Here is an 18,554-nt window from a genome sequence, read left to right on the forward strand (position 1 = left end):
AGTTAATGCATTGTGACCTCCGCGCCATTCGGGGGTCGAGGTGGAGCGATGCGGAACCGGAGGCCAGCTATGGCGGTGTCGCTGTTTCCGGGCCGGCGGCCGGTACCCCAATCGCGCATATACGCGCGGGCATGCTTCTATGGCGGATAGAGGCAGCGTCGTCTTCGGGATGCCCGGGGATGATAGTGAGATGGGCGGCTGGAGCGCCCGTTCACGCAATGACTACGCTTGCTGGATGTAGTTCGGCACCGAAACCGGAAAACCATGAGATCGAAAAAATCTACGATCTCGCGTAGATCATCGGCTGAAGAAGCCGGAAGCGACGTAGCTTAATATGTTCCTAAGACAATAGATTTGCGTAAGGCTTCCAATGCCTCCACCAATATTTCTTATAAGTTCGCTTATAAGCATGAGCAAAAGTACGACTCGACAGGTCGCAAATAGGTGCGACACAAGAGAGAGACGTACCATGAGCAAAGACACCACCAAGGCATGCCCCCCCGTCAACGTGCTCGGGAAGGCCAAGGCTGCCACGCGCGGCAGTATCGTCGGCGCGATTCCCGACGCCGAGAATCTCGTGCGCCCGGCGTTCGGTATCAGTGCAGACTGAACCTATCGGGGAGGTGCGGATTCAGACCCGCACCTCCTTGTTCTCAGGGACATACCGCATGCTTTGCTTCCAATCGGCGACTATGGCGGCGTGCGTCGTATCCAATCACGTCGTCTTTCTCGACCTTCCGCACGACCGATACTTCTGCCTCGAGCCTCGCAAAGAGTCTGCGGCGTTGGCAATCCTCCGCCGAGCAGCCGAATTGGACACATCGTCATCGGAATTCGGTACTACGCAGGTGCTACGCTCAGAACGTTTCCTACCGGTGAAAGTCGAAGCGATCACCGCATCAGCGATCGACTCCGCCCTTCCTCAACCCCCTGCGCGGTCGGTAGCCGAAGCGCTGTTCAGCAATGCCCGAGCTTTGATCGAGCTGAAATTCCGCTCGCTGAGCAAATCTATCGAGCGTGTTCGCCAGGGGGCAGGCACACATGGACCGGTCAAAGGCCGTAAGAACGAACCCCTTCCCGCGATCCTAGCCGCGCATCTCGCATCGCACCGACTCCTTTCTGCGCATGACCGATGCCTTCCGCTGTCGATCGGTTTGGCCAAACGATTGCGGCATGAGCGGCACGCCGTCGACCTGGTCATCGGCGTGAGAATGGACCCCTTTGCGGCGCATGCATGGGTCCAGCAGGGCAACGTGGTGCTGAACGACGATCTTGACCATGTTCGCGCCTTTCAACCCATCCTGGTTGCGTGATGGCGACGCGTTTCCTGGCCGTGGTACCTCACGCCGGTCGTGCATCAACCACTTTTGCCCAAGGACTGAGGAAGAAGACCGGCTTCGCGGTTGCGGTCGACGAGGACGCCCTAACCCTGCTTGTAGAGCATATCGATGGCGTCGTCACGACGGATCAAGACGGTTGCGCGGTCGTCGGCTGGTTGTTCGGACGCGAAGATTACCGCGTCCGCACCGTGGTCGACAGCCTCACGAGCCAAGCCATGGCAACCGCCGATTTTAAGTGTCTGCTGAACCACTACTGGGGCGGATATATCGCATTCGCAAAAAGGGCAGGAGATCGGGCGATATCTGTCCTGCGCGACCCAAGCGGCGGACTTCCCTGCTATTATCAGCGGACACCGCATGCGACCTTTTTGTTCTCCGACATGGCGACGTGGCGTGCCGCGGAGATTGGCCACACCGAGATCGACTGGACCGGGGTCGCTTGGCGGCTGGCGTCAGCAAACCTGCCGACGTCACGCACCGCCCTCGACCAGATTGACGAACTCGGCGCTGGTTTCAATCTGCTCGCGTCGGATTATGACGCTCTTCCCCAGATAGCTTGGTCACCATGGGAGCACGTCAATCCGCCGTCCGGAACTGCCCGCTCGGATCTGGCCGGAGCGCTCCGTGAAACCGTCCTACACAGCGTCGCCGCCTGGGCAGTCCCGTTTCGCAACGTCCTGCTTAACCTTTCCGGCGGCCTTGATTCCTCGATCATCGCCGCGGGACTTGCCGAACGCTCGGATCGCGCCGCCGCCCTTACTATGGCGACTCGAAGTCCATCGGGCGATGAGCGGCGTTATGCACGCAGTGTCGCCAACGCTACCGGCCTCGAACTGACCGAAAGCTTTTATGAGGCGGGCGACGTCGATATTGCTCTCCCTTCCCTGCCCGATCTTCCGCGCCCGACCGGTCGCGTCATCGGCCAAGCCTTCGAGGCGGCCCGGCGCCGAGCTGCGGCGTTGCGCAGTGAGGACGCCTTCTTCACCGGCTTGGGTGGCGACAATGTCTTCTGCTTCCTTCAGTCGCCGACCCCGCTCGCCGATCAGCTCAAGGCGCAAGGCCTGACACCCGCGCTTCGCGAAACCCTCGACAGCGTCTGCATGCAAACCGGCTGCAGTATCACGACCGCGCTCTGGTGGGCGGTACAGCGCGCCTGGATGCGCCCGCCACGCTATCGCTGGCAACGTCATGCGCTATTTCTGGATCCGGCCTGCCTGCCGCGGTCAAGCGACCTCACCCATCCTTGGCTCGCAGCGCCTACAGGGGCCCTGCCCGGCAAGGCAGCGCATATTGCGATGCTGATGCGGGTCCAGGCCGAGCGAGATTGTTTTGCCCGCGGCAGCGCCATTCCGATCATCGCGCCGCTCCTTTCGCAACCGATTATGGAATTGTGCCTGTCTATCCCAACCTGGCTCTGGTCCGCCGGCGGACGCGATCGTGCCGTCGCCCGCGACGCCTTTGCAGGTCTCTTGCCCGCGATGGTCGTTGACCGTCGCTCAAAAGCGGGACCGGAGGCCTTTTGTTACGAGATCATCGCCCGCGATCGGGATCGGCTGCGCGCGCATCTCCTCGACGGGGAGCTTGCCGCCAACGGAATCCTCGATCGATCAGCGATCGAGAACGTCTTGCGCGAGCCCGCGCCACCTTCCGGTGATCACTTCCTGCGACTGCTCGAACTTGCGGATGCCGAAGCCTGGGTTCGACACTGGTCACGTGCGTCCTGATTGTGAGCCTTGTCGGCGACATGCCACGCTGCGCCTTCCACGCCGACCACCGCTCATATTGCTCCGTATCAATTGGGTTTGGATCCTCCCGATCACGCAACCAGAAATCGAACCACTGAAGACCGCGCTGATAAGTCGCAAGCCGGTGAGCGGGTTGCCACTTGAGATGATATTCGTCCGGATAGACATAGAGATCGACCGGCTTCCGCGCCTCGCGCAGCGCCGTCACCGCGTAGAGCCCCGCCAGATATTCGTGATCGGACGCCTGGATCAGCAGCGGCGTGTCGAGATGCCCCGCGGAGGCCGAGACGAAATAGCCCTTGGCAAAGCCAGGCGCCGGACTGCGGAGCGAAGGATATCCTGCGGAGCGATAGAGGTCGGCCATCGCCCTAGTGGGCCAGACCATCGCGTCGCGATCGAGACAGCAGGACGAGGCAGCCGCAGCCGCGAACATGTGACTGTGCAGCAGCGCGAACTGCACCGTCACCGCCCCGTCGCTCAGCCCAGTCAGGCCGACCCGGCGCGGATCGACGACGCCGCGATCGACCAACAGTTGAACACCGCGCTCGAGCGACGACAGCACGCTCCAGCGGTCGGCGAAATCGCGCATATCGGCGCGGAAGAATGTCTTGATATCCTGCGTGCCGGTCAGCTCGCCATAGTCCTTGGGCCGCTGAAAACTGAGCACGGCATAACCGCGCGCTGCGAAGAGCTGAATCGGATAGTCATGGCCCGTACCGCCGCGCAGGAAACCGCGGGTCGAATATTGCACAACGATCAGCGGCAGACGGGTGCCGCGACGATAGTCGGGTGGCAGGACCAAATCCCCAAGTGTCTCGAAGCCAAGCCTGTTGCGCCAGTGGAGACGCTCGATTGCCCCTAGCCGCAAGCGAGCGAATTCCGGGTTGGGGTCGAAGAGCATCGTCCGCTGGCCCGTCATCGCGTCGATCCGCTCGATATGCCGCGGCGTTGTCGATCCCTCGATCGCGCAGGCAAGCGCGTTACCAGCAATTTCACATCCGACCAGGACATCATCGGTGAGCATCAGCTGCCGCGGCGGCTGTCCCGGCTCCCAACGATACACTCCCGTCTGTGCCAACGCCCAGCCTTCACGACGCGCATAGAGCAACGCGCCGCCGCTCTGCGTCCACCAGACATTGGTCAGCCTCCCGGTGCACAGGATGGACGCACACCGCACCGTTTGCCCGGCGGAATTCCTGACCCAGAGATGCTTGGCGACGGGCAGCGAGGATCGCGGTGCTGTCCACGCCATCTGGCCATCGCTGCTTTGCGCTGTCAGTTCCGCACCCGGAGGGTCATCACCGTGCCGATCCGGAGTGATCAGCTGCCGTTCCGCAGCGGTCGCGCCGCGCACGCGACCGGTCGCTAGATCGGCAACGTCGATCGCTAGCGGCCCCTGATCGAGCGCGAGCGGAAGCGGACTAGCGCTCGGATAGAAACGTTCGTCATAATGGAACCCCGAAAGCGCTTCCTTGGCAAGACTTGCTCGCGCTTGGGCGATGCCGGGGTGGGTCGCATATACGAAAGCGCGGCCATCGCCGGACCAAGCGAAATACGTCACATCCGAGATCGCGTGCGACACTCGCTCAGTAAGCGAGCCGTCCACCTTCGCGCGCCAGAGTTGGGTCACGTCATCGTCGCGCCGAAGATACGCAATCCACAGACCATCTGGCGACCATTTCGGTCTTATCGCAGCCGGATACCCGCTCGACAGGGACGCAGTCCGCCGCCCTGCCATCGGCAGCCGATCAAGCATGAACGAGCCGCCTTGGTCGACCATCGTCACGCCCCCTGCCGCATTCACACGGACCACGAACATGCCGAGGCAATAGGCATTGGCGGCGGGGACCGCGCGGCGGAGCTGGAAGGCGATCAAATTGCCATCGGGCGACACCGCGATCGGGCTTTCCGCCTCTTCGGGCGCCGCCTGCCCGATATCACGCAGCACAACGAGATCGCTTGCGGTAATGTCGCGTTTCGCATGTTCCAAGACTGCCGGTGGCACCAGGTCGCGGCAATCCGGCGCCACCGCGCTAGCGGAAGCGCTCCAGATCAACGCGACAAGTGCCGCCACCGAGCCGAGCAAGCGGCGTGTCACAGCGTCTTCGAGAGCGTCAGGCTGAGGAAACGACCGACGACCGAATAGTTCGTGGAATCATAGGTCGGCTCGTAGGCGCCGGTGTTCCGGATGATCGCCGGCTTTGCGTTGAACACATTCAGCGCCGACACCGTAACATCAAGACCCGATTTTGCTTGGCCGCCGATATGATAGCGCACCGTCAGATCCAGCGTGGTCATGTCGTTCACCAAAGGTGCTGGAGTGTACCGCGTATCGCGCACCGGCCCGACATAGTTGGTGAAGCCGGAGAGCGTCATCCGCGATGTCTCCCAGCTGAGCCCGGTGCGGGCGCGCCAATGCGGCGGTCGAAAGATCGCGCCAGCGAGACGGGTCGACGGCTGGCCCGCGAGCAGCGTCTGGTTGGATTCCAGATAGCTTGCGAGCCCGGTCGCGATCAGCTTTTGGCCGTCGCGCAAGTCGAAGCGATAGGATCCTGCAATATCCACGCCCTTCAGCGTCTGCGCCTCGGCGTTGCGCACCCGGTCATCGACGATCGCGACGACCTGCGCTGGATCGTACGTCCCGCTCGTATAATTGCGCAGCCCACCAGGCGTCGCGGTGATGATCGCCTGCAATTGGGCAGGCGTCGGCGCATAGCTGATGAGGCTCGCGTACGTCGAATTACCCAGGATACCTGCAAGCGAGACGAACGGCTCAATGATGCGGTCGCGATAGGCTATGTGAAAGTATGTGATCTGCAGGTCGGCGCCCGGCAGAGCCCGCGGATGCAGGTCGAGCGTGCCGGACCAGGTCGTTGCATGTTCCGGCGCAAGGATCGGTCGGCCACCGGTCAGCAACAGTGTCGTCGCACTTGCTGGATACGGGCCGTTGGCAAAGATCTGCGCGCCGAGCAGAAGCGCTGTCTGCGCTTGGAATTGCTGGTACAAGGTCGGCGACTTGAAGCTGCGGCCCCACGATGCCTTTATGTCGAGATCGTCCGACGGCGCGTAGACGAACCCGAGCTTGGGCGTCGCCAGCCGCGCGATCGACGCGTAATCCTCATACCGGATCGCGCCGTTGAGCGTCAGGCGGTGGATGCCGGGAACGTCGAGGTCCGGCGACACGACCGGGATCGAAAGTTCGGCAAAGCCATAGCGACTGTCGCGGGTCGCGTGGCTGTTGGTCGACAGGGTTTCTACCCCGTTGGCGAGCGAACCGAGCCGGGTCGTCAGGCCGTTGCTGCGATACCCGCCGCCGATCGCCAGGCGCACGTCGCCAGCCGGTAGGCGCAGCAGCGGCCCTTCGGCGCCGAGTTCAACGCTGCCGAGCGTGTTGGCATAGCCGAAGGTCGCCGCGAGGTAGCGTTGTCCACCCGAGAACGCGTCGGATTCACCGCGAACACGGTCTTCACTATAGGTCCCCGTCAGGTACAGGTTCCAGCGATGCGCGACGTCCACCTCGATCCGCGGCGAGATCGAGAACGCGCTGTCGTGCGGGCGACTAAGCGATCCGTTCACATCATACGCGCCAACAGTCGTGCTCGGAAACTGCGTGCGCGAGGTCCGGTGGCTGTAATTGGCATCGATACTTGCCCGCACACCGGCGCCAAAATCCTGATGCGCGGTCAACACGACATTTTGCTGGCTGATCGAGGGCATCAGCGTCGTCGTGCGGTCAAGGCTGCGCGTGTACGAGCGCTCATCGGCATAGACACTGCTGACGTGGCCGACCTCCCCGGCCAGCATGAAGCCGCCCCCTGACCAGCGCGCCCCCCCGACAAGGTCGTAACGCTGCTGCACATTGCCGCCGTCGGTCGATCCGCCGAATTGAGCACTGCCGGTCAGTCCGTCATAGTCCGGCTTCAGGATAATATTGGCGACCCCGCCGACCGCGTCCGACCCGTACACCGCAGACGCGCCATCGGCGACGACCTCGATTCGATCGAGCGCGCCGAGCGGGATTTGCGAGACGTCCACCGACTGATTGGCACCGTTATACGCGATTCGGTGACCATTGATCAGCGTCAATGTCGCATCCGACCCCAGCCCGCGCAGATTGATCGTCGAAGCCGAACTGACATTCTCATTGTCGCCGCCTTGCACGCCGCCGCCGGCCACTCCCGGATTCTGACCGCCGCCGAACGATTGCGGGAGCGCCCGGACGACCTCGCCGAGCGAACTCTGGCCCGCATCGCGCGCGCGTCGCTCGGTCACAACGGTGACGGGCGAGGTGCGCTGTCCGCCCCGGATCCGCGAGCCAGTAACGATGATATCCTTCGTGGACGGCGGGTCCGACGATATTGGCGCGCCGCCCGCGTCCGATCGCCCCCGAATCAGGATCGCACCGGCCTCCTCGACCGCTTGGAGGTCAGTACCGGAAAGCAGCCACTGCATCGCCGTCGCCGTATCGAAGGTCCCGTCTAGCGCTGGCGACATCCTGCCGGCGACCGCGTCGGCGGGAAACATCACGTCGCGCCCAACGACGCGACCGGCTTCCCGAAGCGCCGGCCCCAAAGCCTGAGCGCGGATATGATATTCATGGACAGGGTCCGCTGCGATCGCTGGCGCGGCGGTCAGCAACAGTGCGGTCGCAATGGCCAGGGTGGTGCTGCAGCGTCTGTTGAAACAGGACATGAATTTCTCCCCCCGTTCCCGGTCAGCACGACCGGGTTCGAAAGGAGACGACGCATCGGATCCTCAGTTTATGGGGGCATCTGCAACTTTATTCAGCTGGCGATCCGCGTTCGAGCACGATCCGGGCGTCACCTTCAGCATCCGCGTGAAGGCCAAAGACCGTCGCCACGCGTTCGGCGAGTAGCTGGGGGGCATCGATCCGGAATGCGCCCGACACCTTGAGCCTGCCGAGATCAGGATCGGCGAGGACGATCTGGGTGCGCGTGTAGCGATTGGCGCGCGCGACGAGATCGGCCAGCGCCATCCCGTCGCAGTCCAGGACGCCCTCGGGCCAGCGATCATCGGGTGTGACGACAGCCTGCGCGGGTGGCAGGATCGACGTGCTAAACGCGACCTGCTGGCCAGGGGTGAGCCGGCGTGTCGTCGCAGAGGCTGACGATCGAACGATGCCGCTCACCGGTAACGCGACATCGACACTGCCGCGAAGCAGGCGGACCGTGACGGCGCCGCCCGGGGCGAGGCCCACGTCGAAGACGGTGCCGTGTGCAGTGACCGTTCCACGGCCAGCGGCAACGACGAAAGGCCTACCTTCATGAGCCACATCGAACCGGGCGCGCCCGCGCACCAGCTCCAGTCGACGGATATCGCGTCGATAGGTAAAGGACACTGCGCTGTCGGTATCGAGCGTTATCCGCGACCCATCTGCAAGCCGCACCGCGCGTATTTGGCCGACTTTCGTGATGATAAGCCCACGCCCGGACATGACCGGCTGTGATGCCATCGAGACAGCACTGTCCGGCCGATGCATGAGCACTGCCCAGCCACCCACGCCCATGAGCAGCACGAGCGCGGCGACCAAAGCTGCCTGCAGCAGCCGACTTGGCACAGGTTGTACCGTTGGTAGCGGGTCAGGCTCGATCTCAACCAGTCTTCCCAGACTGAACACCTCCGCGATCCAGTTATAGGCTTCGCGGTGCGCCGCGCGCTCCGTCAGCCATGCCTCGAAGGCGGGTCGCTCGGTTTCGGCGTCGGGGCCACGCATTCGCGCGAACCACAACGCGGCTTCATCGGACAGCGCATCGTCGGGCATGCAATCGGTCCTCATTGGGCCTCGGCCAACGCTCGAGCCACCTGGGAGAGCGCCCTGACGATATGATATTGAACACCCGGCACGCTGATGCCGAGTTCGACCGCGATTTGCGCGTATGTCAGGCCGCGTTGGCGGTGCAGGAGGAACGCGGTGCGGGTCCGCGGGGGCAACCGCGCCAGCGTATCCTCGTAGATTCGCCGCACGTCAGCGGCTTCCAGGCCGAGCAGTTGAGTGGGGGCCGTGACAAGGTCGGGATGCTCGTCCGCCGGGACATGCGTCGCGCGGTTCGCAACACGCCGCGACCGATCGATCAGCAGGTTGCGCGCGATCCGCTGGAGAAACGCCGCCGGTCGCTCCCGCGGGACATCCGTGGTCGACGCCGCGAAACGGACGAAGCTCTCCTGGACGAGATCCGCGACGTCGTCGCTTCCCCGTACTCTGCCCCGAAAGTAGCGCGCCAGCCGCGGCGCTTCGGTGCGATACAGGCGATCGAGATCCTCCCCGCCGCAAGGGGCGCCCTCCCAAGGTCTCGGGGCCGCGCTCACCAGCCCGGCCTTTGACAGATACGCCTTGCGCGAACCCCGGGCGCGCGCCCTCGCTCCACATGCGCCATCGACGCGCCTCGCAGGCGGCGAACCCGCTTGCCGCATTGGGCAAACAGGGGAATGCGCGGTGTGTCTCGGTCCAAAGGAGCGGCGCGAGCGCCACTGCTGACCGTGGGACCGCCCGGCCGATTGGTTCGGGCGTGTTAATGCCAGGCAGGAATATCCTACAGCGCGGCTGCCAGCCATTCCCGCGCTGCATCACAATCATGACGGATCGAACGGCGCTCGGCAAGACCGGCTTTTCAGTGCCTTGCGAGGCGCGCCAGCTCGTCGATATGGGCTGTGCAGATCGCATGGACCACAACGCCGAGCGCCTCGACCCGCGCGCTGAGCCACGTCAGTTCCTCGTCCGAGATGCTGTAGTGCTTCGAATACCGCGCCTTCACATAGGCGTCCTTCAGCTTCTCGAACATCGCGCGATCCTTCCGCATATCGCGCGGCCAGACTTCGAACAGCCGGCGATCGAGCCGTTCCGCCTGCGTGCGCAGGAAAGCGAGATTGTGGTTGTAGGGCGTGTAAAAGGTCAGCGTTAGCAAGAGGCAGTTGTAGAGCCGCTCGGTCGCCTGATGAAGGTCGAACGCCGCTTTTTTGGCGTCACCATCGTCAATCGCATGACGAAAGCCACGAAAAAAACTCATAGAACTTGAAAAGCAGTCCTCGAAATACTCCCGCGCCGCCGCCAGCGCTTCGGTCGGCGTCTTGGGGCGCGGCTGGTGCAGTTCGCGGTCATCGCTTTCGTACAGCGCAATGCCGTCGCGCGCGATCTCGAGGAAGAAGGTGCGACCGTGCGCGAGGCCGTCATTCACCTGTTGCAGCGAGTGCACGATGAAGTTGACCGGCGTGCCAAGCGTCTTTTCGATAAGGTGCTCACGGATCAACCGCTCCTCCGCCGCCGACCAATAGGTCGCACGGTCGGTCAGGTCCTTCTGGTTGACGATGATCAACAGGTCGAAATCGGATTTGTAGCGGTTTGCCGCCATTGGCGCATCGACCCAGTCGTCGCGCGCATACGATCCGAACAGGATGATTTTGAGGATACGCCCGCTCTTGCGCTTGCCGGTCGCTTCCGCCGTCGCCGCGCGAAAATCCTCGAACACGCTCGCCACGACGCGGTCGAGTTCCTCGCGCTTGTTCGCCGGGAGATGATCGAGGTCGGTTCGCATGGAATGTGGACTTTAGTCGGCACGAATGGAGATTGCCACTGGCGCGGCGCGGCGGCGGCACGAAGTCACTGGGCAAGCCGCACTTTTCCGCCTCAATCCGTTCGTCGATCGAGCTTGTGCACTTTGTACACAATCGCCGAGGCCGTTCGCATGCGTCGACGCCTATATCGAGCAAGGCGCCGGCGCAGCGCTGATCGGTCGTCCGCCAGCACCGCGCGACGTAAGTCAGCAACCTCCTCCTCGACCCCGTCAAGGATGCTGAGTTCCGCCCGCCGCACGGGATGAAGGCGCAAATTCATGCTTCCCATTGCCTCCCGACACTCAACGTTTCGCGCTGCATCAACGATCGCTTCGAAGAGTACGCCGGTTGCCTCGACCGGCTCGATGCTTTCCCCCACCGGTCCCATCCGGCCAGCGCCCTGCAAACCAGCGAGCAGCAACTGCTGAACCCAGTCATAGCGATCGATCAGGTCGGCTTCGGTTAGCGACGGCATGCAAAAGCCGTCGCCATCGCCGTCCATCAATAATCGTTCGCCGCGTAGTCGATGCAAGGCGTCGCGCACAGGCGATGGACTTGCGTCCAGCAGGTCGCATAGCGCCGCCAATTCTATCCGCTGACCCGGACGCCACTGGCCCGCTGCGATGCGATCGCGGATCGAGGCGTAGACACGATCGAACACTGGCGCGGGATTCATCACCCCGTCACCGGCCTGCGGGCGGCCGGATCGCCCGCAGCTTTCGTAATGAAAAAGCAAAAGCGCTGAAGCCTTTCGCCAACACTGCAGCTCGGTGGCATAGCCCTGTCCTCCCGCTATCCAAACGCAGGATGTAGGCGATGCGGCGAGACGGGCTATCCCGTGGACACGGGATGGCCAGCGTTTAATTCGGAAGCGTTGATGACGCCAGACGCGAGTGCGCAAACCACCAGCAAAAAGCTCTTATGGACACCGCACCGCTCGCGGGCATGTTTCAGATGATCGTTCACCGTCACCGGAGTGATGCGCAGCAGGCGCGCGATCTGCTTTTCCTGATATCCCTGTCCGAGCAGAAGGACGATTTCGCGCTCCCTTGGTGTGAGCTGGCAATGAAATTGGCGTCGTCCGCACGCTCCGATGAGCCGCCGCGCTGCGTCGAACGCGAAGATGCCAAGCCCCTGTGCCAACGGGATGAAAGATTTCGGGAACGTGATGCCCGGCGCCACCGCGAAGGAGCACGAGCCACTCGGTTCGCCTGCCATATGCACCGGAACCGTGTAGCCATCTCCGATACCGGCATCCTCTGCCCGGTCAAACAGCTCCTGGTCGGCGCGCGTTCTTGGTAACAGCGACGGTTGCGTCGACCACATAAAGCCCGTGTAGCGGGATTGGCTCATGCGATGAACCGGGTCGCGCGTGCCCAGCCCATTGCCATCATGGAACGCTGCGAAACGCGCCGGGTAATTATGAAGGTGTAGCGCTCCAGGCTGAGAGCGACTGAAATCGACATGATGCGTGACCGAGAGAAAGGGTATTCCGGCACCCTTACAGATCGACGTCAGCGCTGCGAGCAGCCTATCGAGCGTATCGATACGGTCAATTTCACCGTAGAAATCGCCTATCCGTTCGAGCAATTCCATGCGAGCCCGATATCCGGCCGCAGGCCGCGCGTAGCAACCTCATCGACCGCCTTCCCTACCCGCGGTGGCTCGCCCATCGGGCTGAATCACCGACTTGTTGATGGGATGGTCCGCCAACGGCGGGATCCAGTTGCCAGCATAGCGATAAAGGACACGCCACTTCAATGATTTCGTATGTTTAATCACTGATTTGGATCGACTTTCTGTGACCGGAAGATTCCGCCGTCGTCTATCCCGCGTCTACGGTGGCTACAAAGCCGTCGAATATGTGAATGATAGGCAGTGCGAATTTTCGGGGAGACTCGGAATGGTTCCAGGCAAACACGGATATTTCTACCGGATTGTAACTGCCGCCAGGCGCGCTTGCGGCACTGATCGAGCCGGAAGACTCCAATGATAAATGTGGACCTTCTTCGGTACGCGGTTGCCGCTGCCGATACTGGCAGCTTCAGCCGAGCCGCCACTCGGTTCGGTGTAAAACAATCGACACTGAGCAAGCGGATCCAGTTTCTAGAGAACGGACTCGGCCTACCGCTCTTCCGGCGATCGACGCGAGGAGTCGCACCGACCGAGTCCGGCGCACACGTTTTATCGCGCGCGCGCCGAATTCTCGAGGACATCGACACCCTCGCCGGTGAGGCCCGCGCGTTATCCAGCGGAGAAACGGGGACGCTTAAAATCGGTTTCCATGGGTCGCTCGTCGGCGGAGATTTATCGGCTGCGATACATGCTTTTCGCGCGGCATGCCCTGATATTGAAATCCAGGCATCGCAACGCGGCCGGCACACATTGGTCGCGGCGCTGCAGGACGGAGCGCTCGACGCGGCAGTACTCGCAGGACAAACGCTGCTGCCGTCCCTGCGATCTTTATGCTTCTGGAGCGAGCCGGTTACGATCTCTCTCCCGGCAGATCACGCGCTGGCTGTGCGTGAACGACTTTACTGGACCGACCTCAGGGAAGCGATTTTCCTCGTGACTGCCTCCGATCCCGGGCCCGACCTGCGCGCCATGGTGATGGCCCGGCTCTCGGTGCCGGGATATCACCCCACGGTGCTCATCCAAGATGTCGGGCGCGAAAATCTTCCGTCGCTGATTGGCGGCGCACGCATCGCCATCACTGCCGGTGTGATCCTCCCTGCCGACCAAACGGATGGCTCGGTCTGCCGCGAAATACACGACGCGTCCGGCCACACCTGCCTTGAGCAGGGTGTTTACTGGAAGGTTGGCAACGGCAATCCTGCGCTCCGGCGCTTTTTCGAACTGCTGGCACACCGTTATGCGCGCATTGCCCCCGCGATTTAATCAAAGACCATCATGTGACGCATGGGTTGCAGGGCGTGCGGCAACGCCAAACAAGAATTGACGGATTCTGGATGACACTTCGAAAGGCCGCCATGCCCGGGGGGAGACATGGCAGCCTTTCCCGCTTTCCGGCTGGCCTGGGGCGTAGCTTACCGGGAGCGGATGCCGTCAGCGCGTCGGCGCCTATTGATCACCCTCCGATCGACGCCGCGCTTTGGCAAAGCCGCGATCGGTCGCCATGAACCGTGTGAGCATCGGCGCGATCAGCTTTTCTGGTCGGGCTTGAGGCTGTCCGGTCTCCGCGGCGTGCGCCACCGCGTAAGCAAGCAGATCGCGATGCACCGCTGCCGGTAGTTCGATCGTGATCTTGACCGGGCGATCCTCGACCAGCGGCCCGAGTTTCAGCGTCGCCATTATCGCCCTCCCATCTGAGTCGGCGCGAGAATTAGATCGCGCGTCACGATGACGCGAACCGGATAGCCGGGCCGCACGGTCAGAGTCGGCTGGACATTCAGCTGCCTGCGGACGAGTTGCTGCCCGCTTTGATTGATGGTGTCGGAGGTTCCGCGCCGCAAAGCCCTGACCAGATCGTCGTCGTTGCTGCTTCCCGCCTCGGCGCCGAGCACGGTCGAGAGCACCGCAGCCTTGGCCATGCCGCCCCAATGATTGTTGATCCCGTCCTGCAAACCAGCGAACCCGGCGGGATCTGCCCCCGGCTGCCGGTCCAGCGTTAGGGATTGCCCGCTCGGCAGGATCAATCGATCCCAGGCGAGCAGGACGCGGTTCTGCCCAAATGATACCTGCGAATCATACTCTCCGATCAGTTTTGCCCCCTGCGGAATCAGCAGGAAGCGACCGGTCGGACTATCGTATACATTCTCGGTAACCTGCGCCGTGATCTGTCCAGGCAAATCGGACCGGATCCCCGTAATTAGAGCAGCGGCGATGATACTGCCGGCCTGTACGACATAGGGAGTTGTCGGCGCGCCCAGCCGATCCGTCGTCTCAGTGCGCCGATCCACATCCGCCTTCAGAAAAGCCCGCTTGCTCGTCTGTCCATTCTGCAGAGAATCTTCTGATTGCGCGGGCGCGGCAGCAGCGGCCTCGCCGCCTCCCGTTTTCGCATTGGCGACGGTCGCAGGACCAGCAGCCGAAGCCGAAGCCTCGCCACTACCCGCGCTCGCGGCGGCCGAGCCTTGGAAGAGCTTGCTCGTTCGGGCCGCATCGCGCTCCTGAGCTGCGCGCTGCCGCGCCGCCTGCGCCGCATTGGCGGCGGGATCGGGCCCGCGCTGTGATGATGATCCCATCGCCGGGGGTTGTACGTCGACACCGCGCTGCTGTGCCGACACGATTGGCCGACCGAGATCTCCGGGCAATGGCGGTCCGAGCTTCGGCGTCTGACCATAGTCTTTCGGCGCTGTCGCAACGGTGTCGGCGGTCGTCCGACTTTCCGTGTTCAGAAGCTCGGCGGGCGCCGTTCTGTGGCCGGACTGCAGGCCATAAAGCAGCGCCGCGCCCAGAGTGATGCCGCCGCCCAGCCCAAGAGCGCCGAGCGCTTTGCGCGACAGCCGCATGACCCGTGGCGGATCGGGGCGCAATCGCAGATCGGGCGCCGGCGGTGCCACGTGGGGTTCGCGCGCCTCGGTGTCGGTCATCGCCGATCCTTTCCGGCCTTCGTGCCGTCGGCGCGCACGATCCGTACGCGGGCTTCGGATTTTTTGTCGCCTAGCCGGAGCTCGGCCGCCGCGAACAGGCGATCTACGACGAGATAGCGACCCTGCGCCCGGTAGTTGACGAGTTCGCCCTGCCCGCTCGCTCCTACCACGAACAGGGGCGGCAACTCGCCTTGGGCTATGCCGCTGGGGAATTCGATGAACACCTGGCGACCATCGTCGAACGCCCGCAACGGGCGCCAGGGCGGGCTATCGCCCTCGATAGCGTATCGGAAGTTAAGCGTGGCCAGATCCACGCCGCTGGCGATCGGCGCCGCCGCTGTGGCGAGAGCCGATTGTCCGCGAAGCGCGATCAGCCGATCCTGCGGATAGGTCCAGGAGATGGAGGCCATATAGGTCGCCGGTGTCGCGCGCAGCTCGAGATGATAAGTGCGGCGATCGGTATTGATCACGAGGTTGGTCACGAGGTCAGGGCGGGTCGGTTTCACCAGAATATGGACACGCTGCGCGGCACCCGTGCCGCTGAGCGTGTCACCGATGATCCACCGGACCGTGTCGCCCGCGGCAACGGGTCCGGCGCCGACGAGCTGCTCGCCTTCCTCGAGGGCGATGTCGGTGACTTGCCCCGGCGACGTGTAGAGCTGGTAGAGAGCGCCGTCGCTCCACGGGTATTGCTGGATCGCGTTGAGGAAGCCGTCGCGGACAGGCTGAATGCGCGCGGCCGCGTTGGCCGCACCGACTCGGATCTTCGGATCGGAGACATCGGATTGGCCACCGGGAGCAAACAGAGGTTTGAGCTGGCCCGGCAGCGGGAGTGGCGTCGGAATGGCCACGACCTCGACCTTCGCCGGTGGCTCCACCGCCTTCACCGCGGGCACCGCATCATCGTAGCGGATCGCAGGCGGCTTGATCGAAGGGGTCGCGCACCCCGCGAGTGCCGCAGTGCCGGCCAAAAGCGAGATCATCTTTGACGCACCAAAGGAGATGCCATTCATTGTGCCAGTTCCTTCGACCAGTTGATGGCGGTGATGAACACCCCGAGCGGGTTTTTGCGCAGCGCATCCGGGGTCGTCGGGGTCTGGACGACGACCGTCAGGATCGCGGACCAGCGCTCGGTGGCCGACAGGCTGCCGTCGAGATAATGGCGCTCGGTCCAGGACACGCGAAAGCTGCTTGCCGACGCGCGGATCACGCTCGAGACGTCGACCGCGACCTGCTCCTTGCCGATATTGGCGAAAGGGTCATTGGTCCGCGCATAGTCGGTGAGCGCGAGCGCACCCTTGTCGGTGGTGAAATCATAGGCACGCAGCCAGTTTTGCCGCACCACCACCGGATCGGCGGCGATCCCCCTCACCTCCTCGATGAAGCGTGCAAGGTGGAAGGCGATCTGCGGATCGGTCGGCTGATAACCAGCATCGGCGGGACCAACCGCTTGCGCTTCGCCGAGCTTGTCGATCTGGATGACCCACGGCGTTACTGTGCCGCGCGCACCCTGCCACACGATACCGGCCACCAGCCCTCCGGCCAAAGTGAGCGTGCCGAAAAAGGCCAGACGCCAGTTGCGCGCCTGCACACGCGCCGATCCGATCCGATCGTCCCAGACTTGGGCTGCGCGCTGATAGGGCGTCTCCGGCTCTGGCGTCGTCCCGTAGCGAACGCTTGATCGTCGAAACATGTGGCTCAATCCTCCTGACTGACATCGACACCGGCGCCCGCGCCGCCGCCGTCTCCGGCGCGCAGCGTGTGAGCGCCGACGGTTGCGCCATGGCTCACGGTCTGACGGCGCTTCATCGCGGTGGCCCATGCGGGCGGCGATGCATCGGTGCCGCCACCGGCGCCGGCAGCACCTGCAGCCGCAGGCTGCGAAGCGGTTTGAGCAGCCGCCGCCGCACGCCGCAGCGGAGACGTCGCGCTAGCGACCGCCGCACGGCCGACACCGCCCAGCCCGCCCGCGACACCGGCTGCGCCCGCTTTGCCGGCGGCGCCCGCCTGATAAGCGCTCGACGCGCCAGCGGCGGCGCGCGCCGCCCCGCCGGCCAAAGCGCCGGCTGCGCCGGTTGCGGCGCGCGCCGCGAGGCCGGCCGCCGCAACGCCGCCAGCGACGACGCCTCCGGCCGCAAGCGCGGTGCCGGCCGCCGCACCGGCCCCAAGCTGCGGTCCGCCCGAGACGATACCGCTGGCGATGCCCGGACCGAAAATGCCCAGACCGAGCAAGGCAAGTGAGGCCAGCACGATGGTCATCGCATCCTCGATCGTCGGCTGGGCAGTCAGCGGCGTGGTGAACTGGCTGAACAGCGTCGAGCCGATGCCGACGATCACCGCGAGGACCAACACCTTCACGCCGGACGATATGACGTTGCCGAGCACGCGCTCCGCCATGAACGCCGTCTTGCCGAACAGGCCGAACGGGATCAGCACGAAGCCGCACAATGTGGTAAGCTTGAACTCGATCAGCGTGATGAAGAGCTGGATCGACAGCACGAAAAACGCGAGAATGACCACGATCCAGGCGAACAGCAGCACCGCGATCTGAATGAAATTCTCGAAGAAGCTGACATAGCCCATCAGACCCGAGATCGAGTTGAGGATCGGCCGACCGGCATCAAGTCCGACTTGCGCGACACGACCCGGTTGGAGCAACTCGGCAGCGGTGAAACTGGTACCCGACGCCTTGAGGCCGAGCCCGGCGAAGCTGTTGAAGACGATCTTGGCCAGCGCGTTCCAATTGCCGATGATATAGGCGAAGACCCCGACGAACAGCGTCTTCTTGACCAGTCGTGCGAGGATGTCGTCCCCCTCTCCCCACGACCAGAAAAGCGCCGCCAGTGTCACGTCGATGACGATCAGCGTGGTCGCGATGAAAGCGACCTCGCCATGCAACAGCCCGAAGCCGGAATCGATGTAGCTGGTGAAGACCTCGAGGAAGCGGTCGATGACGCCAGTGCCTTCCACGTCAGTGCCCTCCACTCGTCAGCGCTTTGGCAAAAGCGCCGGCTGGCGGCATGACCTGGGCCGACGAGACCGTCGACACGGCCGACTTCCCGCGAGGATGGCCAGCCCCGGCCGCACCGGATTGCAGGAAAAAGCGCCGGCGATTGGCCGCCCATGCGCCGAGACAGGCGGCATCGGTTGCGCCCGCCTGACCGATCGCCTGACACCGAAGCAGCTCTGCCCGGAGCGGATCGTCCGCGGGTGGGGGTGTGATCTGGGTCACATCGTCCGAGCGCCGGCCGGGCGATGCGGTGTACGCGTCGACCATGGAGACGGTGACGACGGTGGCGGCAAAGCCGATGGCGCCGATGCGGACGACGGTTCTGGTCTCCACGACC

The 18,554-nt window shown here is 63.6% G+C and carries 16 protein-coding genes and 1 pseudogene; 4 read left to right on the forward strand and 13 right to left on the reverse strand.

Annotated elements, in window-relative coordinates; all coding sequences use genetic code 11:
- Positions 1 to 469 precede the first annotated feature (469 nt).
- The 3 genes from EAH76_RS24055 to EAH76_RS24670 all read left to right on the forward strand — a co-directional run bounded on the left by EAH76_RS24055 (position 470) and on the right by EAH76_RS24670 (position 3,064).
- Complete coding sequence (locus EAH76_RS24055) at positions 470 to 610, forward strand: hypothetical protein (protein WP_161989118.1); 141 nt, start codon at positions 470 to 472, stop codon at positions 608 to 610.
- Between the two features lie 265 nt (positions 611 to 875).
- A complete protein-coding gene (locus tag EAH76_RS21800; protein WP_161989119.1) occupies positions 876 to 1,313 on the forward strand; it encodes a lasso peptide biosynthesis B2 protein in 438 nt (145 codons plus the stop codon).
- A complete protein-coding gene (locus EAH76_RS24670; RefSeq protein ID WP_140852370.1) occupies positions 1,313 to 3,064 on the forward strand; it encodes an asparagine synthase-related protein in 1,752 nt (583 codons plus the stop codon). Before EAH76_RS21800 ends, EAH76_RS24670 begins: the two co-directional genes overlap by 1 nt.
- A 106-nt stretch (positions 3,065 to 3,170) precedes the next feature.
- On the opposite strand, the pseudogene EAH76_RS21810 reads toward EAH76_RS24670, so the two are convergent.
- The 7 genes and pseudogenes from EAH76_RS21810 to EAH76_RS21840 form a co-directional block, all read right to left on the reverse strand.
- Positions 3,171 to 5,183, reverse strand: a pseudogene (locus tag EAH76_RS21810) (Atxe2 family lasso peptide isopeptidase); the annotation flags it as partial.
- Positions 5,180 to 7,777: a TonB-dependent receptor plug domain-containing protein gene (locus tag EAH76_RS21815; protein WP_140852372.1), complete on the reverse strand. Its 2,598-nt coding sequence runs from the start codon at positions 7,775 to 7,777 to the stop codon at positions 5,180 to 5,182. The gene EAH76_RS21815 and the pseudogene EAH76_RS21810, both read right to left, overlap by 4 nt.
- An 88-nt stretch (positions 7,778 to 7,865) precedes the next feature.
- Complete coding sequence (locus EAH76_RS21820) at positions 7,866 to 8,867, reverse strand: FecR family protein (RefSeq protein WP_161989121.1); 1,002 nt, start codon at positions 8,865 to 8,867, stop codon at positions 7,866 to 7,868.
- A gap of 11 nt (positions 8,868 to 8,878) precedes the next feature.
- A complete protein-coding gene (locus EAH76_RS21825) occupies positions 8,879 to 9,412 on the reverse strand; it encodes a sigma-70 family RNA polymerase sigma factor (RefSeq protein ID WP_241659842.1) in 534 nt (177 codons plus the stop codon).
- A gap of 302 nt (positions 9,413 to 9,714) precedes the next feature.
- A complete protein-coding gene (locus EAH76_RS21830) occupies positions 9,715 to 10,635 on the reverse strand; it encodes a nucleotidyltransferase and HEPN domain-containing protein (protein ID WP_140852375.1) in 921 nt (306 codons plus the stop codon).
- A 92-nt stretch (positions 10,636 to 10,727) separates the two neighbouring features.
- On the reverse strand, positions 10,728 to 11,390 hold the full coding sequence (locus EAH76_RS21835; RefSeq protein WP_140852376.1) for a GntR family transcriptional regulator: 663 nt from the start codon (positions 11,388 to 11,390) through the stop codon (positions 10,728 to 10,730).
- A gap of 95 nt (positions 11,391 to 11,485) precedes the next feature.
- Positions 11,486 to 12,250 (reverse strand): helix-turn-helix transcriptional regulator, encoded by a 765-nt coding sequence (locus tag EAH76_RS21840; protein WP_140852377.1) that lies wholly within the window; start codon positions 12,248 to 12,250, stop codon positions 11,486 to 11,488.
- A gap of 393 nt (positions 12,251 to 12,643) precedes the next feature.
- Here EAH76_RS21840 and EAH76_RS21845 point away from each other — a divergent pair, with 393 nt between their 5' ends.
- Entirely contained in the window at positions 12,644 to 13,552 is a 909-nt protein-coding gene (locus EAH76_RS21845) for a LysR family transcriptional regulator (RefSeq protein ID WP_140852378.1), read from the forward strand.
- A gap of 183 nt (positions 13,553 to 13,735) precedes the next feature.
- On the opposite strand, the gene EAH76_RS21850 is transcribed toward EAH76_RS21845, so the two are convergent.
- Genes EAH76_RS21850 through trbK-alt form a run of 6 tightly spaced genes read right to left on the reverse strand, consistent with a single transcriptional unit; the run spans position 13,736 to position 18,550 of the window.
- Complete coding sequence (locus EAH76_RS21850) at positions 13,736 to 13,966, reverse strand: DUF2274 domain-containing protein (RefSeq protein ID WP_140852379.1); 231 nt, start codon at positions 13,964 to 13,966, stop codon at positions 13,736 to 13,738.
- Positions 13,966 to 15,207: a TrbI/VirB10 family protein gene (locus tag EAH76_RS21855; protein ID WP_140852380.1), complete on the reverse strand. Its 1,242-nt coding sequence runs from the start codon at positions 15,205 to 15,207 to the stop codon at positions 13,966 to 13,968. The genes EAH76_RS21850 and EAH76_RS21855 overlap by 1 nt, the downstream gene beginning before the upstream one ends.
- Positions 15,204 to 16,220 carry a P-type conjugative transfer protein TrbG gene (gene trbG, locus EAH76_RS21860; RefSeq protein WP_140852381.1) on the reverse strand — a complete coding sequence of 339 codons (1,017 nt, stop codon included), beginning with the start codon at positions 16,218 to 16,220 and terminating at the stop codon, positions 15,204 to 15,206. Before trbG ends, EAH76_RS21855 begins: the two co-directional genes overlap by 4 nt.
- Entirely contained in the window at positions 16,217 to 16,900 is a 684-nt protein-coding gene (gene trbF / locus EAH76_RS21865) for a conjugal transfer protein TrbF (protein WP_140852382.1), read from the reverse strand. The genes trbG and trbF overlap by 4 nt, the downstream gene beginning before the upstream one ends.
- A 5-nt stretch (positions 16,901 to 16,905) precedes the next feature.
- On the reverse strand, positions 16,906 to 18,177 hold the full coding sequence (trbL, locus tag EAH76_RS21870; RefSeq protein WP_140852383.1) for a P-type conjugative transfer protein TrbL: 1,272 nt from the start codon (positions 18,175 to 18,177) through the stop codon (positions 16,906 to 16,908).
- 1 nt (position 18,178) lies between these two features.
- Complete coding sequence (trbK-alt, locus tag EAH76_RS21875; protein WP_140852384.1) at positions 18,179 to 18,550, reverse strand: putative entry exclusion protein TrbK-alt; 372 nt, start codon at positions 18,548 to 18,550, stop codon at positions 18,179 to 18,181.
- Positions 18,551 to 18,554: the final 4 nt, after the last annotated feature.

It is taken from the genome of Sphingomonas glacialis, assembly GCF_006439055.1.
Taxonomy (GTDB): domain Bacteria; phylum Pseudomonadota; class Alphaproteobacteria; order Sphingomonadales; family Sphingomonadaceae; genus Sphingomonas; species Sphingomonas glacialis_A.